Source organism: Streptomyces chumphonensis, assembly GCF_014779715.1.
Classification (GTDB): Bacteria; Actinomycetota; Actinomycetes; order Streptomycetales; family Streptomycetaceae; genus Streptomyces; species Streptomyces chumphonensis.
This window is the reverse complement of record NZ_JACXYU010000009.1, coordinates 171,118-185,842: the sequence shown is the minus strand read 5'-3', so window position 1 is coordinate 185,842 and position 14,725 is coordinate 171,118. Positions and strand designations below refer to the sequence as shown.

Annotated in this window: 15 protein-coding genes; 7 read left to right on the top strand and 8 right to left on the bottom strand. The window is 72.4% G+C overall.

The genetic code is table 11. The features are described from left to right. Position 1: 1 nt before the first annotated feature. The 5 genes from IF129_RS17845 to IF129_RS17825 all read right to left on the bottom strand — a co-directional run bounded on the left by IF129_RS17845 (position 2) and on the right by IF129_RS17825 (position 3,558). Positions 2-385: a DUF6479 family protein gene (locus IF129_RS17845; protein WP_191210691.1), complete on the bottom strand. Its 384-nt coding sequence runs from the start codon at positions 383-385 to the stop codon at positions 2-4. A 60-nt stretch (positions 386-445) separates the two neighbouring features. Next, positions 446-1,504 (bottom strand): nucleoside triphosphate pyrophosphohydrolase, encoded by a 1,059-nt coding sequence (locus IF129_RS17840; RefSeq protein WP_191210690.1) that lies wholly within the window; start codon positions 1,502-1,504, stop codon positions 446-448. Between the two features lie 33 nt (positions 1,505-1,537). Continuing rightward, the gene (locus IF129_RS17835) at positions 1,538-2,182 is read right to left on the bottom strand and encodes a SurA N-terminal domain-containing protein (protein ID WP_191210689.1); all 645 of its coding nucleotides are present in this window, start codon (positions 2,180-2,182) and stop codon (positions 1,538-1,540) included. A 130-nt stretch (positions 2,183-2,312) separates the two neighbouring features. Beyond that, positions 2,313-2,528 carry an EF-hand domain-containing protein gene (locus IF129_RS17830; RefSeq protein ID WP_191210688.1) on the bottom strand — a complete coding sequence of 72 codons (216 nt, stop codon included), beginning with the start codon at positions 2,526-2,528 and terminating at the stop codon, positions 2,313-2,315. 160 nt (positions 2,529-2,688) lie between these two features. Next, positions 2,689-3,558 carry a helix-turn-helix domain-containing protein gene (locus IF129_RS17825; RefSeq protein WP_318153809.1) on the bottom strand — a complete coding sequence of 290 codons (870 nt, stop codon included), beginning with the start codon at positions 3,556-3,558 and terminating at the stop codon, positions 2,689-2,691. A gap of 713 nt (positions 3,559-4,271) precedes the next feature. On the opposite strand from IF129_RS17825, the gene IF129_RS17820 reads away from it, so the two are divergent. The 4 genes from IF129_RS17820 to IF129_RS17805 all read left to right on the top strand — a co-directional run bounded on the left by IF129_RS17820 (position 4,272) and on the right by IF129_RS17805 (position 8,101). Further along, positions 4,272-5,276 (top strand): siderophore ABC transporter substrate-binding protein, encoded by a 1,005-nt coding sequence (locus tag IF129_RS17820; RefSeq protein ID WP_191210686.1) that lies wholly within the window; start codon positions 4,272-4,274, stop codon positions 5,274-5,276. Between the two features lie 92 nt (positions 5,277-5,368). After that, the gene (locus tag IF129_RS17815; protein ID WP_191210685.1) at positions 5,369-6,331 is read left to right on the top strand and encodes an iron chelate uptake ABC transporter family permease subunit; all 963 of its coding nucleotides are present in this window, start codon (positions 5,369-5,371) and stop codon (positions 6,329-6,331) included. Beyond that, positions 6,324-7,346 carry an iron chelate uptake ABC transporter family permease subunit gene (locus IF129_RS17810; RefSeq protein ID WP_191210684.1) on the top strand — a complete coding sequence of 341 codons (1,023 nt, stop codon included), beginning with the start codon at positions 6,324-6,326 and terminating at the stop codon, positions 7,344-7,346. The genes IF129_RS17815 and IF129_RS17810 overlap by 8 nt, the downstream gene beginning before the upstream one ends. Further along, on the top strand, positions 7,343-8,101 hold the full coding sequence (locus IF129_RS17805) for an iron ABC transporter ATP-binding protein (protein ID WP_191210683.1): 759 nt from the start codon (positions 7,343-7,345) through the stop codon (positions 8,099-8,101). The genes IF129_RS17810 and IF129_RS17805 overlap by 4 nt, the downstream gene beginning before the upstream one ends. Positions 8,102-8,144: 43 nt before the next feature. Here the strand turns inward: IF129_RS17805 and IF129_RS17800 are convergent, their stop codons facing one another. Beyond that, complete coding sequence (locus IF129_RS17800; RefSeq protein WP_191210682.1) at positions 8,145-9,590, bottom strand: MFS transporter; 1,446 nt, start codon at positions 9,588-9,590, stop codon at positions 8,145-8,147. A 104-nt stretch (positions 9,591-9,694) separates the two neighbouring features. Here IF129_RS17800 and IF129_RS17795 point away from each other — a divergent pair, with 104 nt between their 5' ends. Further along, entirely contained in the window at positions 9,695-10,276 is a 582-nt protein-coding gene (locus IF129_RS17795; RefSeq protein ID WP_191210681.1) for a helix-turn-helix domain-containing protein, read from the top strand. Between the two features lie 73 nt (positions 10,277-10,349). On the opposite strand, the gene IF129_RS17790 is transcribed toward IF129_RS17795, so the two are convergent. Continuing rightward, positions 10,350-10,778 (bottom strand): peptidoglycan-binding domain-containing protein, encoded by a 429-nt coding sequence (locus IF129_RS17790; RefSeq protein WP_191210680.1) that lies wholly within the window; start codon positions 10,776-10,778, stop codon positions 10,350-10,352. A 284-nt stretch (positions 10,779-11,062) separates the two neighbouring features. Here IF129_RS17790 and IF129_RS17785 point away from each other — a divergent pair, with 284 nt between their 5' ends. Further along, positions 11,063-11,650 carry a chloramphenicol phosphotransferase CPT family protein gene (locus IF129_RS17785; RefSeq protein ID WP_191210679.1) on the top strand — a complete coding sequence of 196 codons (588 nt, stop codon included), beginning with the start codon at positions 11,063-11,065 and terminating at the stop codon, positions 11,648-11,650. Between the two features lie 479 nt (positions 11,651-12,129). Here IF129_RS17785 and IF129_RS17780 read toward each other — a convergent pair whose 3' ends face one another. Next, positions 12,130-13,260 (bottom strand): acyltransferase family protein, encoded by a 1,131-nt coding sequence (locus IF129_RS17780; RefSeq protein ID WP_191210678.1) that lies wholly within the window; start codon positions 13,258-13,260, stop codon positions 12,130-12,132. A 325-nt stretch (positions 13,261-13,585) separates the two neighbouring features. On the opposite strand from IF129_RS17780, the gene IF129_RS17775 reads away from it, so the two are divergent. Beyond that, the gene (locus IF129_RS17775) at positions 13,586-14,701 is read left to right on the top strand and encodes an acyltransferase (RefSeq protein ID WP_191210677.1); all 1,116 of its coding nucleotides are present in this window, start codon (positions 13,586-13,588) and stop codon (positions 14,699-14,701) included. Positions 14,702-14,725 lie beyond the last annotated feature (24 nt).

The window sequence follows — 14,725 nt, the reverse complement described above, 5'->3', positions numbered from 1 at the left end:
CTCACTTCGGGGTGCCGCCGCCCCGGCTGCCGAAGTCCCAGCGCCGCCGCCCGTCCGTCCGGCCCCGGTGGGTGCCGTGGTTGCCGATCTCGTACGGCATCCGGCGCCGACCGTCGCGCGGCAGCTCGTCCGGCTCCCGCAGCTCCCGCTCGTGCCCCGAGGCGCCGGTGACCTCGGCGCCGTGCCCCGTGGCGTCCCGGCGGCCCGGGTGCTGGATCGGCGGCTGGGACCGTCCGACGCTGCGGCGGACCTTGTGGACACCCAGCGTCACGGTGAGGATCAACAGCACGACGATGATGATCCCGAAGCCCAGCGGAGCCAGCCCCACCAGATGGTCGTCCGCCGCCATCGTCTCGCCCAGGCGCGTCGCAAACGTCTCGTTCATGCGCGCCGGGTACCCAGCGGGGCCGGGCTTACGCGGGCGGTGTCCACCCCGCCGACGGGCTCACGCCCCCGCGTCCCCGGAATCCGTCCCGGCGCCCTCGCCCGCGCGGCGGCGCTCCTCGGCCAGCACGGCGTCCCGGTAGGCGCGCGCCGCCACCCGCAGCGCCGTCTCCGGGTCCACGCCCTCCGCCTCGGCCCGGGTGGCCAGCGCCAGCAGCTCGTACCCGACGCCCTCGCCCTCGGCCCGGACCTCCAGCCCCGCCGTCCGGGCCCGCCCCGCGAGCTTCGCCGCCAGCGCCAGCGCGGGCTGCCCCAGCGGCACGCCCTCCGTCACCGACGTCCGCCGCTTCTCGACGGCCTTCGTCCGCAGCCAGTGCGCCTTGACGTCCTCCGGCGTCTCGGCCGTCTCGTCACCGAAGACGTGCGGGTGCCGGTGCACGAGCTTGGTGACGATCCCGGCGGCCACGTCGTCCACGGAGAACGGCTCGTCCGGGTCGTCCTCGGCGATGCGGGCGTGGAAGACCACCTGGAGCAGGACGTCGCCCAGCTCCTCGCGCAGCTCCGCGCGGTCCCCCGCCTCGATCGCCTCGACCAGCTCGTACGCCTCCTCCAGGCCGTACTTCACCAGGTCCTCGTGGGTGCGCGGGCCCGTCCACGGGCACACCCGGCGGATGCGGTCCATGACCTCGACGACGTCCAGCAGCCGCGCGCCGGGCAGGTCGTAGGAGCCCGGCAGCAGCTCCAGGTCCGGCATCGGCTCCCCGCCGCCGCCCGCCAGCCGGGCCAGCCCGTCCGTGAGCTCCGGCTCGCCCTCGGCTCCGGCGACGACCACCACGCTGCGACCGCCCGCACACCAGGTGACCAGCTCACGCGCCGAGGGCGCGGCGACCTCCACGCCGACGCCCGCCTCCCGCAGGTAGGGCAGCTGCGGGTGCCCGGCGTCCGCGCACAGCACGCGGTCGGCGCCGCGCAGCGCCTGCCAGGCGGGCCAGGACAGCAGTCCGGGCGCCACCCGGTGGCTCGTGGTGAGCAGCACGACGCGCCCGGTGCCGTCGGAGCCGGGCGCGTCGGAAGCGGAGGGGCCGGAAGCGGAGGTGGGCTGTTCGGGGGAGGTCGTCACCCGTCGAATCTAACGCGCGGCCGACGCCACCGGTCAGGCCGGTTCCTGCGGCACCGGCGCGGGCTTGATCCACGGCTCCGTGCCCCCGGTCAGCGACACCATCTCGACGTTCCACTCGCCGTAGCGCGGGTTGACGTCGATGTCGAGCGCCTGAGCCGTCTCGACGAACTCGGCGTTCAGCACCTCGTCCGCGTTCGGCGTCTGCGGCCCCACGCCCAGCTTCTGCGCGATCCGGTCGATCAGCAGCTGCATCCGCAGGACGGTGTCGATCTGGTCGGGCGCGACCGTCTGCTGGAGCATGAACGCCTCGTACGCCTCCGGGCCGCCCCGCGCGTTCTCCTGCTCGGTGCGGAACTTCTGCACCTCACGCCGGGTGAGGTCGTCCACCCCCAGGTTGGCGGCGGTCTCCTCCACGACGCGTTCCCGCAGCATGTAGTTCAGCGTGTACCGGGGCAGCGGGCCCGTCTGCTCCAGAAGCCGCTCACCGTTCGGAACCGCCCGCTGCGCGTCCCGGACGGCCTCGGCACGCGCCTGCACCGAGGAGACCTCGATCCGGTCGCCGTCCACCAGGGCCGCGGCCCCCGGATGCGCCTCACTGCCACAGCCCGCCAGCAGGGGCACACCACCCAGCAGCAGAGCTGCGGCGGAGAGGGAGAGTGCGGACCGACGGCGGTGCATGGGGGCCTCCTGGCTGGGCCGGCTGGGCCGGAAACGACGACGTTTCGTCCTGCAAGGTGATCGTAAGGAGTGGGACCCCCGTTTCACCACTGTTTCGCCACACCCGTCGAGGCCCCCGCACCGGTCGGCGTCACTCCTTGCGCAGCGCGTTCCAGAACTCCTCGAACGACATCATGCCGTCCTCGTCGGTGTCCCGCTGGGCGATGAGCGTCTCGGCGACGGGGACGGTGACGTAGGGGTCACCCATCTCGGCCATGGCGCGCTTGTACTCCTCCGCCGTCACCAGGCCGTCCTTGTCGGCGTCGAACCGGTCGAACGACGCCCTGGCTTCTTCGATGCTCGCCACTCCGGGAGCCCCCTTCACGTCACTGCTCAGCACTGCTCGTACCGGGCGCCGGACCGGCACACGGCGGCACCCGAGGGCGCCAGGCATACAGTAACGGCCCCCGCCCGGCGGGACGTTGAGCGGCCGGGAAGCGGTGCGTCGGCGCGGGGACGGGACGGGTTCAGGCCGTCCCCCGGCGGCAGTCGGCGCAGCGGCCGGGGCGGGGTGCGCGGAAGGCGCGGTCGCAGCCGTCGCAGTTCCGCAGCGGATCGGGACGCGCGGACGGCGGATCGTCCACGGCCCGCAGCACCGGCGGCAGCAGCGCCGTCAACCGGTACCGCAGGAGCCCGGCCGGGCGCGTCAGCGGCTCCGGCAGGTTCGCGGTCAGGGTGGTCCGCAGCGCCTCCGGGCTCGCACCGCGCTCGAACCAGGCCGCCACGGCCGGGGTCAGCCGTCCCACGTCCGCCTCGGACAGCAGCAGCCGCGTGTCCCGCCGCCGCAGCGTGACGAGGAAGTCCCGCGCCGCCCGGTAGGGGGCCAGCTCCGGCCGCCTCGGCTCCGGCAGCGGCGGCGCGGGGTGCCGGGGCGCCCGCGCGGGCGGGGACGGCCGGGGCGCGGCCTCGGGGCCGGACGGCGCGGAGCCGGACGGCGGGAGGCCGACATCCGGCGGCCGCACGTCCACGACCGGGCCCGCCACCGCCCTCGGGCCCGGCCCACCGCGTCCCGGTCGCACCCGCCGCACGCCCGGCGCTCCGACGTGACCCGGCCGGTGGTGGCACGTCGTGAGCGTGACGATGCGCCCGCTGGGCAGCCGTCGACGCCGCCGCGTGAGGTAGCCGTGCTCCTCCAGCTCCCGGAGCGCCGCCGCGACGCTGACCTCGCCCTCCGGGAAGCGTGCGGCGAGCGTCCTGATGTCCACCCGGGCCCCCTCGGGCAGCGACTGGATGTGCACCGCGAGGCCGATGGCCTTCAGGCTCAACTGCCCGTGCTGGGCGAGGTGGTTGCCGACGACGGTGAAGCACTCGGTGTGCCGGGCCCGTTCGTGTGTCACTCCTCGGCGTGGAACGCCGGAATCCGCGCACGGGGGCGCGTTAAGCTGCTGCTCAGCCATCGGGAAGTCCGTTTCTTCCTCGGTGGTCAGGCCCTCGATCGGGATTGCCGTCCCGGCCGGGGGCCGTCGCATGTGTGGAGGTGTATGCCCGGAGCCTATGCCCGCTCCCGCCGCGCCTGTCCAGCCCGTTCGCACCGCATCACCCGTTCGGGTCACGAGGGTGGGGTCGGGTCGGGGTGAGTCCTTTCCGCAACGTCCTTGGGTCGGTTGACCCCGTGCCCCACCACGACCCCGCCCACCGCATCGCGCCCCGCCACGACCCGGTCACCGCCACCCGCCCCGGACACGCCACCCGTTGTCCGGCCGGACCGACGTGACGCCGCCGCCCGCAGGGACGTTGGGCCCGGGGACGACGGAAGGCGGGTGGCATGGACGCCGAGCACCATGCGGCCGGGGACGACATCGCCCTTCATCCCCGGACGCCGCCCTGCGGCAGCCCTGCCCCCGGCGCTTCCGGCGGTCGAGGAGTCGTCGTGCGCGCTGCTCCGTTCACCGGGAAACCGGCACCGCGGTGACGTCACGGGGAACGCACATCGCCCCCCGATGACAACCATCCGACAATACTTAGGTTAGGCTAACCATGGTTACATGCTCAGTGTGGCCGCGCGATCACGCGTTGTCGGTCGCGCCGTCCTTCTCAGGAGTCATTCGTCGTGCGTTCCATCCGTTTCCAGAAGACCTTCGTCGCGACCAGTTCGGTCCTGTGCGCGGGCTTGCTGCTCAGCGCGTGCGGCGATTCCGAGGAGAACCAGGCAGGTACGGCCAAGCCCGAGAAGAAGGCCGCCGGCACCGTCACCATCCCCACCGCCGAGGGCGACCTCGAAGTCCCGCTGAAGCCCGTTCGGGTCGCAGCGCTGGACAACACCTCCTTCGCCACGCTCAAGGCGCTCGGCGTGAAGCCCGTCGCGGTGCCGAAGGGCCTGCTACCCGACGCGGGCTACGAGGACTGGCAGAGCGACTCGTCCATCAAGGACGCGGGCATGCACTTCGAGCCGAAGTTCGAGGCGATCAACGCTGCCGAGCCTGACCTGATCATCGGCGGCTACCGCTTCACCGAACACCACGACAAGCTGTCCAAGATCGCCAAGACGGTCGACATCGCCCCTTCCGACGAGGCCGAGGGCGGATACGTCAACTCGCTGAAGACCCAGACCGAGTCGCTCGGCAAGATCTTCGGCGCCGAGGACCAGGCCAAGGAGATCGTCGCCGCCCTGGACCAGGCGCAGGAGGACGCCGCCAGCGCCACCAAGAGCGAGAAGGTGTTCCTCGGTGTCGTCAGCGCCGGAAAGGTCGACAACGGCGCCAGCCGCATCGGTCGGCTCACCGAGCCGCTGAACCTGGTGAACGTGCTCAGCGCCGAGGGCGAGGACAGCACTTCTGTGCACGACGACTCCGGGCTCGCCCCCGAGACGATCGCCGAACTCAACCCCGACTGGCTGATCGTGCTGGACCGTGACGCCGCCGTGGGCACCGAGGACGGCGCCGAGGCCGTCGCCGCGAAGAAGGTCGTGGACGGCACGGAGGCGTGGGACAAGACCACCTTCCGCAAGCAGGACCAGGTCATCTACCTGGGCAACGACTTCTACCTGACCGAGGGCATCCAGGCGTACACCGACGCCTTCGACCAGGTGGCCACCGCGTTCAAGGCAGCCGGCTGATCAGCGGCAGCGGAGCGGCCCCGCCAGGTGCGGGGCCGCTCGTTCCTCCTCCCACCCGGTCCTCACCCACCACGGGACGCCCCGGAAGCTCCATGCGCCGACTCTCACTGCCGCTCGCCGTCCTCGGCGTTCTGGCTCTGGTCACCGTCTCGCTGTTCGTCGGTGGGTACGACATCGACCTGCGCTCCCTGTTCACCGACCCCGACGACCGGCGGATGTTCCTGATCTCCCGGGTGCCCCGGACGCTGGCGCTCATGCTCGCCGCCGCAGCGATGGCCGTCTCCGGCGTCATCATGCAGATGCTGGTGCAGAATCGGTTCGTCGAGCCGACCACCACCGGTACCAGCGAGTGGGCCGCGCTGGGCGTCCTCCTCCTCACCCTGCTCGCACCGGCCGCCTCGCCCCTGGTCAAGATGGGGGCCGCCGGTGCCTTCGCCTTCGTCGGGGCGCTGGTCTTCCTGTTCGTGCTCGGGCGGATCGCGCTCAGGTCCCAGGTGATCGTCCCGATCGTGGGCATCATGCTGGGCGCGCTGGTGAGTGCGGTGACCCTGTACATCGCCTCCACCACCAACCTGCTGCAGACGCTCGCCACCTGGCGCTCGGGCGGGTTCAGTTCCGTGGTGCGCGGCACCTACGAACCGCTGTGGGTGGTCGGGGCGATCGTCGTCGGCCTGTACGTCGCGGCCGACCGCTTCACCATCGCAGGCCTCGGCCGCGACACCGCCGTCAGCCTCGGCCTGCCCTACCGGCGCATCCTGTTCATCGGACTCACCATGGTCGCGCTGGCCACCGGTGTCACCACCGTCGTCGTCGGTTTCATCCCCTTCCTCGGACTGATCGTGCCCAATCTCGTCTCCATGGCCCGCGGCGACGACGTCCGCACCAACCTGCCCTGGGTGGTGCTCAGCAGCATCGCCCTGATGATCGCCTGCGACCTCGTCGGACGAGTCGTGGTCTTCCCCATGGAGATCCCGGCGACGGTGGTGCTCGGAGCGGTCGGCGCGCTGGTGTTCGTCACGATGATCCTGCGTCAGCGAGGGAAGGTCCATGTCTGACACCCCCATGACCGCTCCCTCCCTCGCGCCCACGTCCGCCGCCCTGACGAAACAGGCCCGTCGCGGGATGCCTGTGGCGGCCCGGCTCGCGGTGGCCGCGGCCCTCGCCGCCGCCTCGGTGGCGGCCTTCCTGCTGCTGTTCATCGAAGGCTCCTTCGACTTCGCCTTCGAGCGCCGGCTGACCGTCTTCGGCACCATGGTTGTGGTCGCCTTCGCTCAGGCGGTGGCGACGGTGGTGTTCCAGACGATCACCCACAACCGGCTGCTCACCCCCTCGATCATGGGCTTCGACGCCGTCTACATCCTGATGCAGACGCTGCTGGTGTCCGTCTTCGGCGGCAGAGTCCTCGCCGCCACCGACGGATTGCCGAAGCTGATCACCCAGACGCTCCTGATGGTCGCCTTCACCATGCTGCTCTTCGGCTGGCTGTTCTCCGGGCGCCGCGGCAGCCTCCACGTACTGCTGCTGGTCGGCGTGGTCCTCGGGCTCGCCTTCCGCAGCCTGTCCGACTTCCTGCAACGGCTGCTGTCCCCCGCCGAGTACGACGTCCTGTCGACCCGGTTGTTCGGCCGGCTCAGCACCGCCGAGCCCGAGTACCTGCCCCTGGCCGGCGGTGTGTGCCTGGTCGTCGGCGCGGTCATCTGGTGGCGCCGGTACCGCCTCGACACCCTGCTGCTCGGCCAGGAGACCGCCACCAACCTGGGCATCACCCACAAGCGGGAGTTGACGGTGCTGCTGCTGCTGGTCTCGGTACTCATCGCGATGTCGACCGCACTCGCCGGACCCATGACCTTCTTCGGGTTCCTGACGGCGATGCTGGCCTACCAGTTCGCGGGCACCCACCGGCACCTGATCGTGCTGCCCATGGCCTTCCTCATCGGACTGATCACCCTGACCGGTGGCCAGTTCGTCATGGAGCACGTCTTCTACGCCTCCGGCATGCTCACCGTCGTCATCGAGTTCCTCGGCGGGGCGATCTTCCTCGCGCACCTTCTCCGTAAGGGCAGCCTGTGATCGAGTTCACCGACATCCGCAAGAGCTACGGCCAGGACACCGTCCTCGGCCCCGTCTCCGGGCAGATTCCCGCAGGCGGCGTGACCTCGCTGGTCGGCCCCAACGGGGCCGGCAAGTCCACCCTGCTGACCATCATCGGTCGGCTCACCGAGCCGACCTCGGGCAGGGTCACCGTGGACGGACTCGACGTCCATCGTGCCAAGTCCCAGGAGGTGGCTCGAACCCTGTCCGTCCTACGGCAGGAGAACCACTTCACCGCCCGGGTCACGGTGCGCGAACTGGTCGCCTTCGGCCGCTTCCCGCACAGCCGAGGCCGCCTCACCCCCGCGTGCGTGGCGAAGATCGACGAGGCGCTCGAATTCCTCCACCTCGGCGATCTCCAGCACCGCCACCTCGACCAGCTCTCCGGCGGTCAGCGCCAGCGCGCCTACGTCGCCATGGTGGTGGCCCAGGACACCCAGTACGTGCTGCTGGACGAGCCCCTCAACAACCTCGACATGAAGCACTCGGTGCGGATGATGGGCCAACTGCGCCGAGCCGCCGACGAACTCGGCAAGACGGTCGTCCTCATCGTGCACGACATCAACTTCGCCGCCACCTACTCCGACCGGATCGTTGCCCTACGCGAGGGGCAGATCGCCGCCTCCGGCACCGTCGACGCGATGATGCGCGCCGAGGTGCTCACCGAGGTGTTCGATACCCCGGTCCAGATCCACGAGGTCGACGGCAACCGGACGGCCGTGTACTTCCGCTGACGTCCGCGGCCCCGGCCCGGCCCGACGGCCCGGAGCACGGACATCACCTGCCCCGACCCGCGGCGCGTTCCGCCGGGCCCGGGGCGGGCGCGGGCGGCGGGGCGTCCTGCGGCGGGCGTGAGGCGCGGGCGACGAGGCACAGGATCGCGCCGCAGGCGGCGACCAGCACCCAGCCGGGCCGGGACGCCTCGGCGAGCCCGACCGGGGCGACGCCGGTCACCAGGACGCCCGCGAGGGCGACGCCCACGGCCGCGCCGAACTGGCGCGCGGTGGAGGTGATCGCCCCGGCGACCCCGGCGCGGCCGGGCGGCAGCCCGCTGACGGCCGTGTTGGTGAGGGGGGCGTTGGCGAAGCCGATCCCGGTGCCGACGCACAGGTAGGCCAGCATCAGCCAGGGCGTTGCCGTGTGCTCGTCGAGCCGGACCAGGCACAGTCCGCCCGCGGCGAGGAAGCCGCCCGCCAGGAGGAGCGGGGGGCGTGGTCCCGCGCGCGCGACGAGTCGACCCGCGATCGGGGCGCAGACGGTGGCCGCCAGCGCCAGCGGCAGGGTCGCCGCCCCGGCGGCCAGCGGTGTGAACCCCCGGGTGTGCTGGAGGTAGAAGGTGTTGAGCAGCAGCGTCACGTTGAGGGCGACGAAGACCGCCACCGCGCCGAGCACCGCACCGGCGAAGGCCGGGCGCCGGAAGAGCGCGGGCTCGATCAGCGGCTCGCGCCTGCGGGCTTCGACGCGTACGAACGCGGCCGTCGCCACGACGGCGGTGGCGTACGCGACCAGCGCCGGGGGCGAGGTCCAGCCGATGCGCGGGCCTTCGATGAGGACGCCGACCAGGGCCCCGATGACGACGATGAGCAGCGCCTGACCCGGCAGGTCGAGACGCCGCACCCGCTCGGCCCGGGACTCGGGGACGAACACGGTGGTGAGCACCAGGGCGACCGCGATGACCGGCACGTTGATCCAGAACACCGAGCGCCAGCCGAAGGCGTCGATCAACGCCCCGCCGGTGACCGGGCCGACGGCCATGCTGAGTCCGAAGACGGACGCCCAGACGCCGATCGCCTTCGCGCGCTCCCGCGCGTCGGGCATCGCGTTCACCACGATGGCCAGCGCCACCGGGCTGAGCATCGAGGCCCCGACGCCCTGGAGGGCGCGGGCCGCGACCAGCGTGCCCACGGAGCCGGCGAGCGCGGCGGCCAGCGAGGCGGTGCCGAAGAGGGCCAGCCCGAGCCGGAAGATCCGCCGGCGGCCGAACCGGTCCGCGAGCGCGCCGGAGGAGATCAGCAGCCCGGCCAGGACGAGGGTGTAGGCGTCCACCGTCCACGCCAGACCGTGCGTCCCGATGCCCAGGCCCTCGCCGATGGCGGGAAGCCCGACGTTGACGATGGTGGTGTCCAGGCCCACCAGGAACATGCTCAGGCAGCACACGGCCAGCACCGTCCAGCGTCTCCGTGCGCTGAGAACGGGCTGATCGGGGGGAAGCGTCGTGGTCACGGCCGACCTTTCACCGGGGGCGTCTGTCCGGCCAGCCTCCGTCCCGGCGGACTTCTCCGACCACGCTTTTTGCGAACATCGCAAAATGCCCCAGACTGGGACCCGTGGACGCCGAACTGGAACAGATCCTCGACGACATCGGCCCGCGCCTGCGCGCACTGCGCCGGGACCGCTCACTGACGCTGGAGTCGCTGGCCGCCACGACCGGGATCTCCGTCAGCACGCTGTCCCGTCTCGAAGCGGGCAAACGGCGCCCGACCCTCGACCTGCTCATCCCGCTCGCGCGGGCCCACCGCGTCGCACTCGACCAACTCGTGGCCGCGCCCGCCACCGGGGACCCCCGCGTGCACCTCCAGCCCGTGCGCCGCAGGCACGGCAGCGTCCTGGTGCCCCTGACGCAGTACCCCGGCCGCGTCCAGGTCTTCAAACACGTGCTGTCGCCCCGCGAGCCGAAGCTGGTCACCCACGAGGGGTACGAGTGGCTCTACGTCCTCGCGGGCGAGCTGCGGCTCATCCTCGGCGAGCGTGAGTGCACGCTGCGTCCCGGCGAGGTGGCGGAGTTCGACACCCGGGAACCGCACTGGTTCGGACCGGCGGGCGGCGACACGGTGGAACTCCTGCACCTGTTCGGACCGCGCGGCGACCAGGCCGTCGTCCGCGCCCCGACTCCGTCGACCACGGCGTGAGCCCCGGACGGCGCTGCGGCCGGGGGCGGCCTCCCCGTACCCGCCCCCGGCCGTCCGCTCGGCCCCTCGCGGCTCAGACCGCCGGGCGGAAGCAGATGCCCGTGTTGGTGCGCCACTTCATCGCCTTGCGGGTCAGCGGCCCGTAGACGCCGTCGATGTCCTGGCTCGCGAGCCCCTCGAACTGCTGGACGTACCGGACGGCGTTCCTGGTGTTCGCCCCGTAGACGCCGTCGATGCCGATGTCACGGTTGTAGCAGTGGACGAGGACGTACTGAAGCCGCCGGACCGCGCCGTTGTCGGCACCGACGCCCATGACGCAGTTCCGGGAACCCGTGCCCGTGTAGTAGGGCTGGCGGACGGTTCCGTGGCTGGTGTCGATGGCCTTGCTGCTGTTGCACTTCGGGTAGGCGGCGTGCGCGGTACCCGCGGGCAGCACGACGAGGGTGGTGGCGGCGACCGCCGCCACCCCGAGGACGGACACGGACTTGGCGCGGAGATTCATGGTGCTCCTGTCGGTACGGCCGGGTGTGCGGAGGGCTCCGCCGGATCGTCGGGCCCGTCACGAGCCTGCTGAGCTGCGGAACGCGGTCGCAACCCCTGCCGGGCAGATGACGCCGACGTGGGACGTCCCACGCGCTGACCTGCGAGAACACCATGCGATGGGATATCCCGCCCCCACCGCGCACCTACCCCGCCTGAACGCGTGACGACTCCCGAGTGAACCCCGCGTTTCCCAAGGTTGACGCTCGACGCAGCGCGCGTGACGGCTGTCGGTATCGTGCGGTGATGAGCGAAGCCCCCATTGTTCCGGCCGGCCGGATCGTCCTGCTCAACGGTGCGTCGAGTTCGGGGAAGTCGAGCATCGCGAACGCCTTGGTGACGCTCTTCGACGAGCCGCACCTGCTGATGAGCGTCGACCGCTTCTACGCCATGCTGCCGCGCGCCGGGGCCGCGCTCTCCGGACCGGTGTCCGAGGAGGAGGCGGTACGCCGGACGCAGGCCGGGTTCCATCGAGCGGTCGCGGGTATGGCGGCGGCGGGCAACCACCTCGTCATCGACCAGGTGCTCAGCCGTCCCTGGCGGCTGCCCGACCTGCTCAGCGTGCTGGACGGCTTCGCCGTGACGTTCGTCGGCGTGCACTGCCCGCCGGACGAACTCGCCCGTCGGGAACGGGCCAGGGGCGACCGGCGCGTCGGACAGGCCGCCGCCCAACTCCCCGTCGTCCACGCGCACGGCCTCTACGACGTCGAGTGCGACACGTCCGTGCTCACTCCGCAGGCGTGCGCCGAGCACATCAAGCGGCAGATGGACGGCCGTACCACGCGCCGCGCCTTCGACGTGCTGCGGGACCGGGTGGCATCGGGGGAGGGGTGATGCGCTGGGGGCGTCCGGCCCCGGCCCTGGTGGGCTCGCGTATTCAACGGTCGCCAGTCGTCCGAGGAACCCGACCGGTTTGGCGACTGGTCGTGATCGCTAGCGGTATCGGTTCCATGGCCGCCCGTCTCGTCGCAGCCGGGTGGTCGTCACTGAACGGACCGACCCCCTCGCCCGCCGATGTCGAAGGCTTGCGGAACCGGCCATACCGGTGTGAAAGCAGCCGCAGCCCCTCCTCGGGACGGCGGTCGTTCGAGGTCAGCCGCTGAACCTCGGACGCTGGAGCGGGTCATGCCCACGGGAGATTTCGGGGCCTCGTCGAGAACGACGCCCTGCCGGGCGTGACCCCCCAGTGACTGCGGAGCCGAGCCGATGCCTGGCCCTCACCGTGAAGCCGGGGTCCGAGCCGACGGCCTCGGCTCATCGGCCAGGGGCCCCACGGGCATGAGCGTGAAGTCACGGGCGGCGTGACCTCCGGCTCAGCGGTGGGTCACCGGGGTCGGGGGGCCGGGGGCAGGGAGCGGCGGCGGGGCGGGGCTCGACGGGGTGGCGGGCGGGTGCGGGGCGGGCTCGGGGGGTGGGGGTGCGAAGAGGCGGGTGATCGGGGGGCGGACGAGGGGGCGGGCCAGCCACCGCACCGGGGGCGAGCCGAGGACGGCGGCCAGGGCGACCGCGCACAGGACCAGGCCGACCTGTTCCCACGGCGTGTTGACGCGCGCGATCCAGCCCGTCTCCCGGAACGGGAGGATGACCAGCGGGTGCAGCAGGTAGATGGTGAACCCGGCGCTGCCCAGCGTGGAGACGAACGGCAGTCTGCGGCGCGGCGTCACCCGTAGCAGGCACAACACCAGGGCCGCCGCGACGGCAAGGACGGCCAGCCGGACGACCCACGCCCACTCCAGGCCGAGCGGTTCGGCCGTGTACGGGTGGCGCATCGACAGCCACGTCCCCGACACGTCGCGGTGCCAGGCCAGCCCGGCCAGGCCGGAGGCCAGCAGACCGGCGGCGGCGACGGGCAGGCTCCAGCGGGCGGTGAACCAGCCGCGCAGCGCGCCCTGTCCGAGGCGCCAGCCGAGGTAGAACAGCGGGAGGTAGACGACGGTCCGGCTGGCCGAGTAGGCCATCCCCAAGGTCTCCACGTACCCGGCGGCGAGTGCGGCCACCGAGGTCATGAGCAGGGGGTGGCGCAGCTGCACGACCAGTGGGAGCAGCAGCCGCCAGCAGAACAGGGACATCAGGAACCACAGCGTCCACGGCAGTTGGGTCACGTGCAGCCGGAACGTGCCGCCCAGGGCCACGACCTCCAGGGAGTACAGGAGGCTGAACAGCGCGGCGGGGACGGCGATCGACTGCGTCAGCCCGCGCAGCCGCCGCCCGCCGAGCGGCCCGCCGCTGCTGAACACCCCGGCCAGGACGACGAAGACGGGGACGCGCAGCGCCCAGGTGGCGACGCTGAACGCGTGCAGCGTCTCGTGGCGCGCCATGATGCTGCCGACCGTGTGCAGGACGACGATCAGCGTGGCGGCGATGAAGCGGACGTTGTCCCACCAGGGGTCCCGGGCGGTGGCGGGGGCGGGCGACGACGGCCGGGGGTGGGAAGGGACGCTCATGCGGCTCGCGGGCTCCAGGCACACCGGGGACGGAGGACTCCACCGGCCGTCCGGACCGGCCGATGCACTGTGCCGCGCGTCGAGGTGCCGGAGATGGCGCACGTCCGGCCACCGGGTGAACGGCGGGTACACGTGCGGTGGTCCGAGCGGCGGGTGCGGCCGGGGACCACCCGGCGTTCGCCCGCCGGTCGGCGGGGAGAAGCCCCCGCACACCCCGCGTTCACCCGGGGGCCACGCGCAGGGTCCACGGCGTTCCGGCGGGGCGGCTACTCCTTCGGGGAGTTGGTTTCCCACCCGCCCACTCCCCCAGGACCGGCACACGACGATGGCATCCAGATCCCTCACCGCCCGCCCGGACGACGCCGCCCCGGCGGCCGAAGCGAGCGAGGTCGGACACGGCCCGCCCGCCGCGACGACGCGGGGGCGCGAGCACCGGTTCGACGTGGACGTGCTGCGGCTGCTGGCGTCGTGCACGGTGATGCTGGGGCACGTGGCCGCGACCTTCATCCACGCGGTGGACGACGACCGGTCCAACGGCGCGGGCGCCTACTGGACGGGCCACTTCTTCGAGGCCGTCAACTCCTTCGCCGTCCCGGTGTTCTTCGCCATCGCCGGGTGGGGCGTGCTGGTCGGCGCGACGCCCCGGAACGAGGGGCGGATGTGGACGCGCATCGTCCGCACCGGCGTGCCGTTGTTCGTGTGGACGGGCGTCTACCTGGTGTGGGCGTGGGCGCGGGACCGCAACGACGACCCGGTGGTCGATCTGGCGGTGGACTCGCTGTTCGCCTCCGTGCAGCCCGCCTACCACCTGTGGTTCCTCTACGCCTACCTGCCGGTCGTCGCCGTGCTGGCCTTCGCCGTGCTGCTCAGGGACGGGCAGCGGCCCTGGAAGCTCGGGGTCGCGCTGCTGGCGGTGGCGGTGGCGCCGAGCACGCTGTCCACGGTCGGGGAGGTCACCGGCTGGGCGGTGCCGCGCGTCGGCTGGGGGTTCGGCACGTACTCGCTGGTGTACGCCGTCGCGGGCGGCCTGCTGATCGCGCTGCCCGGGTCCGTCCTGCGCGGCCGGCGGTGGCCCTTCGCGGTGCTGCTGCCGCTGACGATGGCGGGCTGCCTCTGGTACCACACGCAGATCCACTACGTGATCCCCAACGCGCATCTGTTCGTCGGGCTCATGACGGCGTGCGTGCTGCTGCTCGTCAGCCGCAGGCGCGTGCCGGAGCGGCTGCGGGGGCCGCTGCGGCGGCTGGCGGACGCGGCGATGGGCGCGTACATGGTGCACGTGCTGTTCGTGGAGGAGCTGGTGCGTCCGCTGGTGTCGGCGGACCTGGGCGGCGCCGCCGCCGTCGGCACGCTGCTCGGGCTGCTGGGCGCGGTGATCGCCCTGTCCTACGGTGCCAGCCTCCTGTGGGGACGGCTGGGCCTGCGGCGGTTGCTGGGCTGACGGCCGACCGGGCGGAAACGGCCG

Coding starts and splice junctions, on each gene's coding strand:
- IF129_RS17845 (WP_191210691.1), bottom strand. CDS start 385: ATGAACGAGACGTTTGCGACGCGCCTGGGCGAGACGATGGCGGCGGAC.
- IF129_RS17835 (WP_191210689.1), bottom strand. CDS start 2,182: ATGCACCGCCGTCGGTCCGCACTCTCCCTCTCCGCCGCAGCTCTGCTG.
- IF129_RS17815 (WP_191210685.1), top strand. CDS start 5,369: ATGCGCCGACTCTCACTGCCGCTCGCCGTCCTCGGCGTTCTGGCTCTG.
- IF129_RS17810 (WP_191210684.1), top strand. CDS start 6,324: ATGTCTGACACCCCCATGACCGCTCCCTCCCTCGCGCCCACGTCCGCC.
- IF129_RS17790 (WP_191210680.1), bottom strand. CDS start 10,778: ATGAATCTCCGCGCCAAGTCCGTGTCCGTCCTCGGGGTGGCGGCGGTC.
- IF129_RS17785 (WP_191210679.1), top strand. CDS start 11,063: ATGAGCGAAGCCCCCATTGTTCCGGCCGGCCGGATCGTCCTGCTCAAC.
- IF129_RS17780 (WP_191210678.1), bottom strand. CDS start 13,260: ATGAGCGTCCCTTCCCACCCCCGGCCGTCGTCGCCCGCCCCCGCCACC.
- IF129_RS17775 (WP_191210677.1), top strand. CDS start 13,586: ATGGCATCCAGATCCCTCACCGCCCGCCCGGACGACGCCGCCCCGGCG.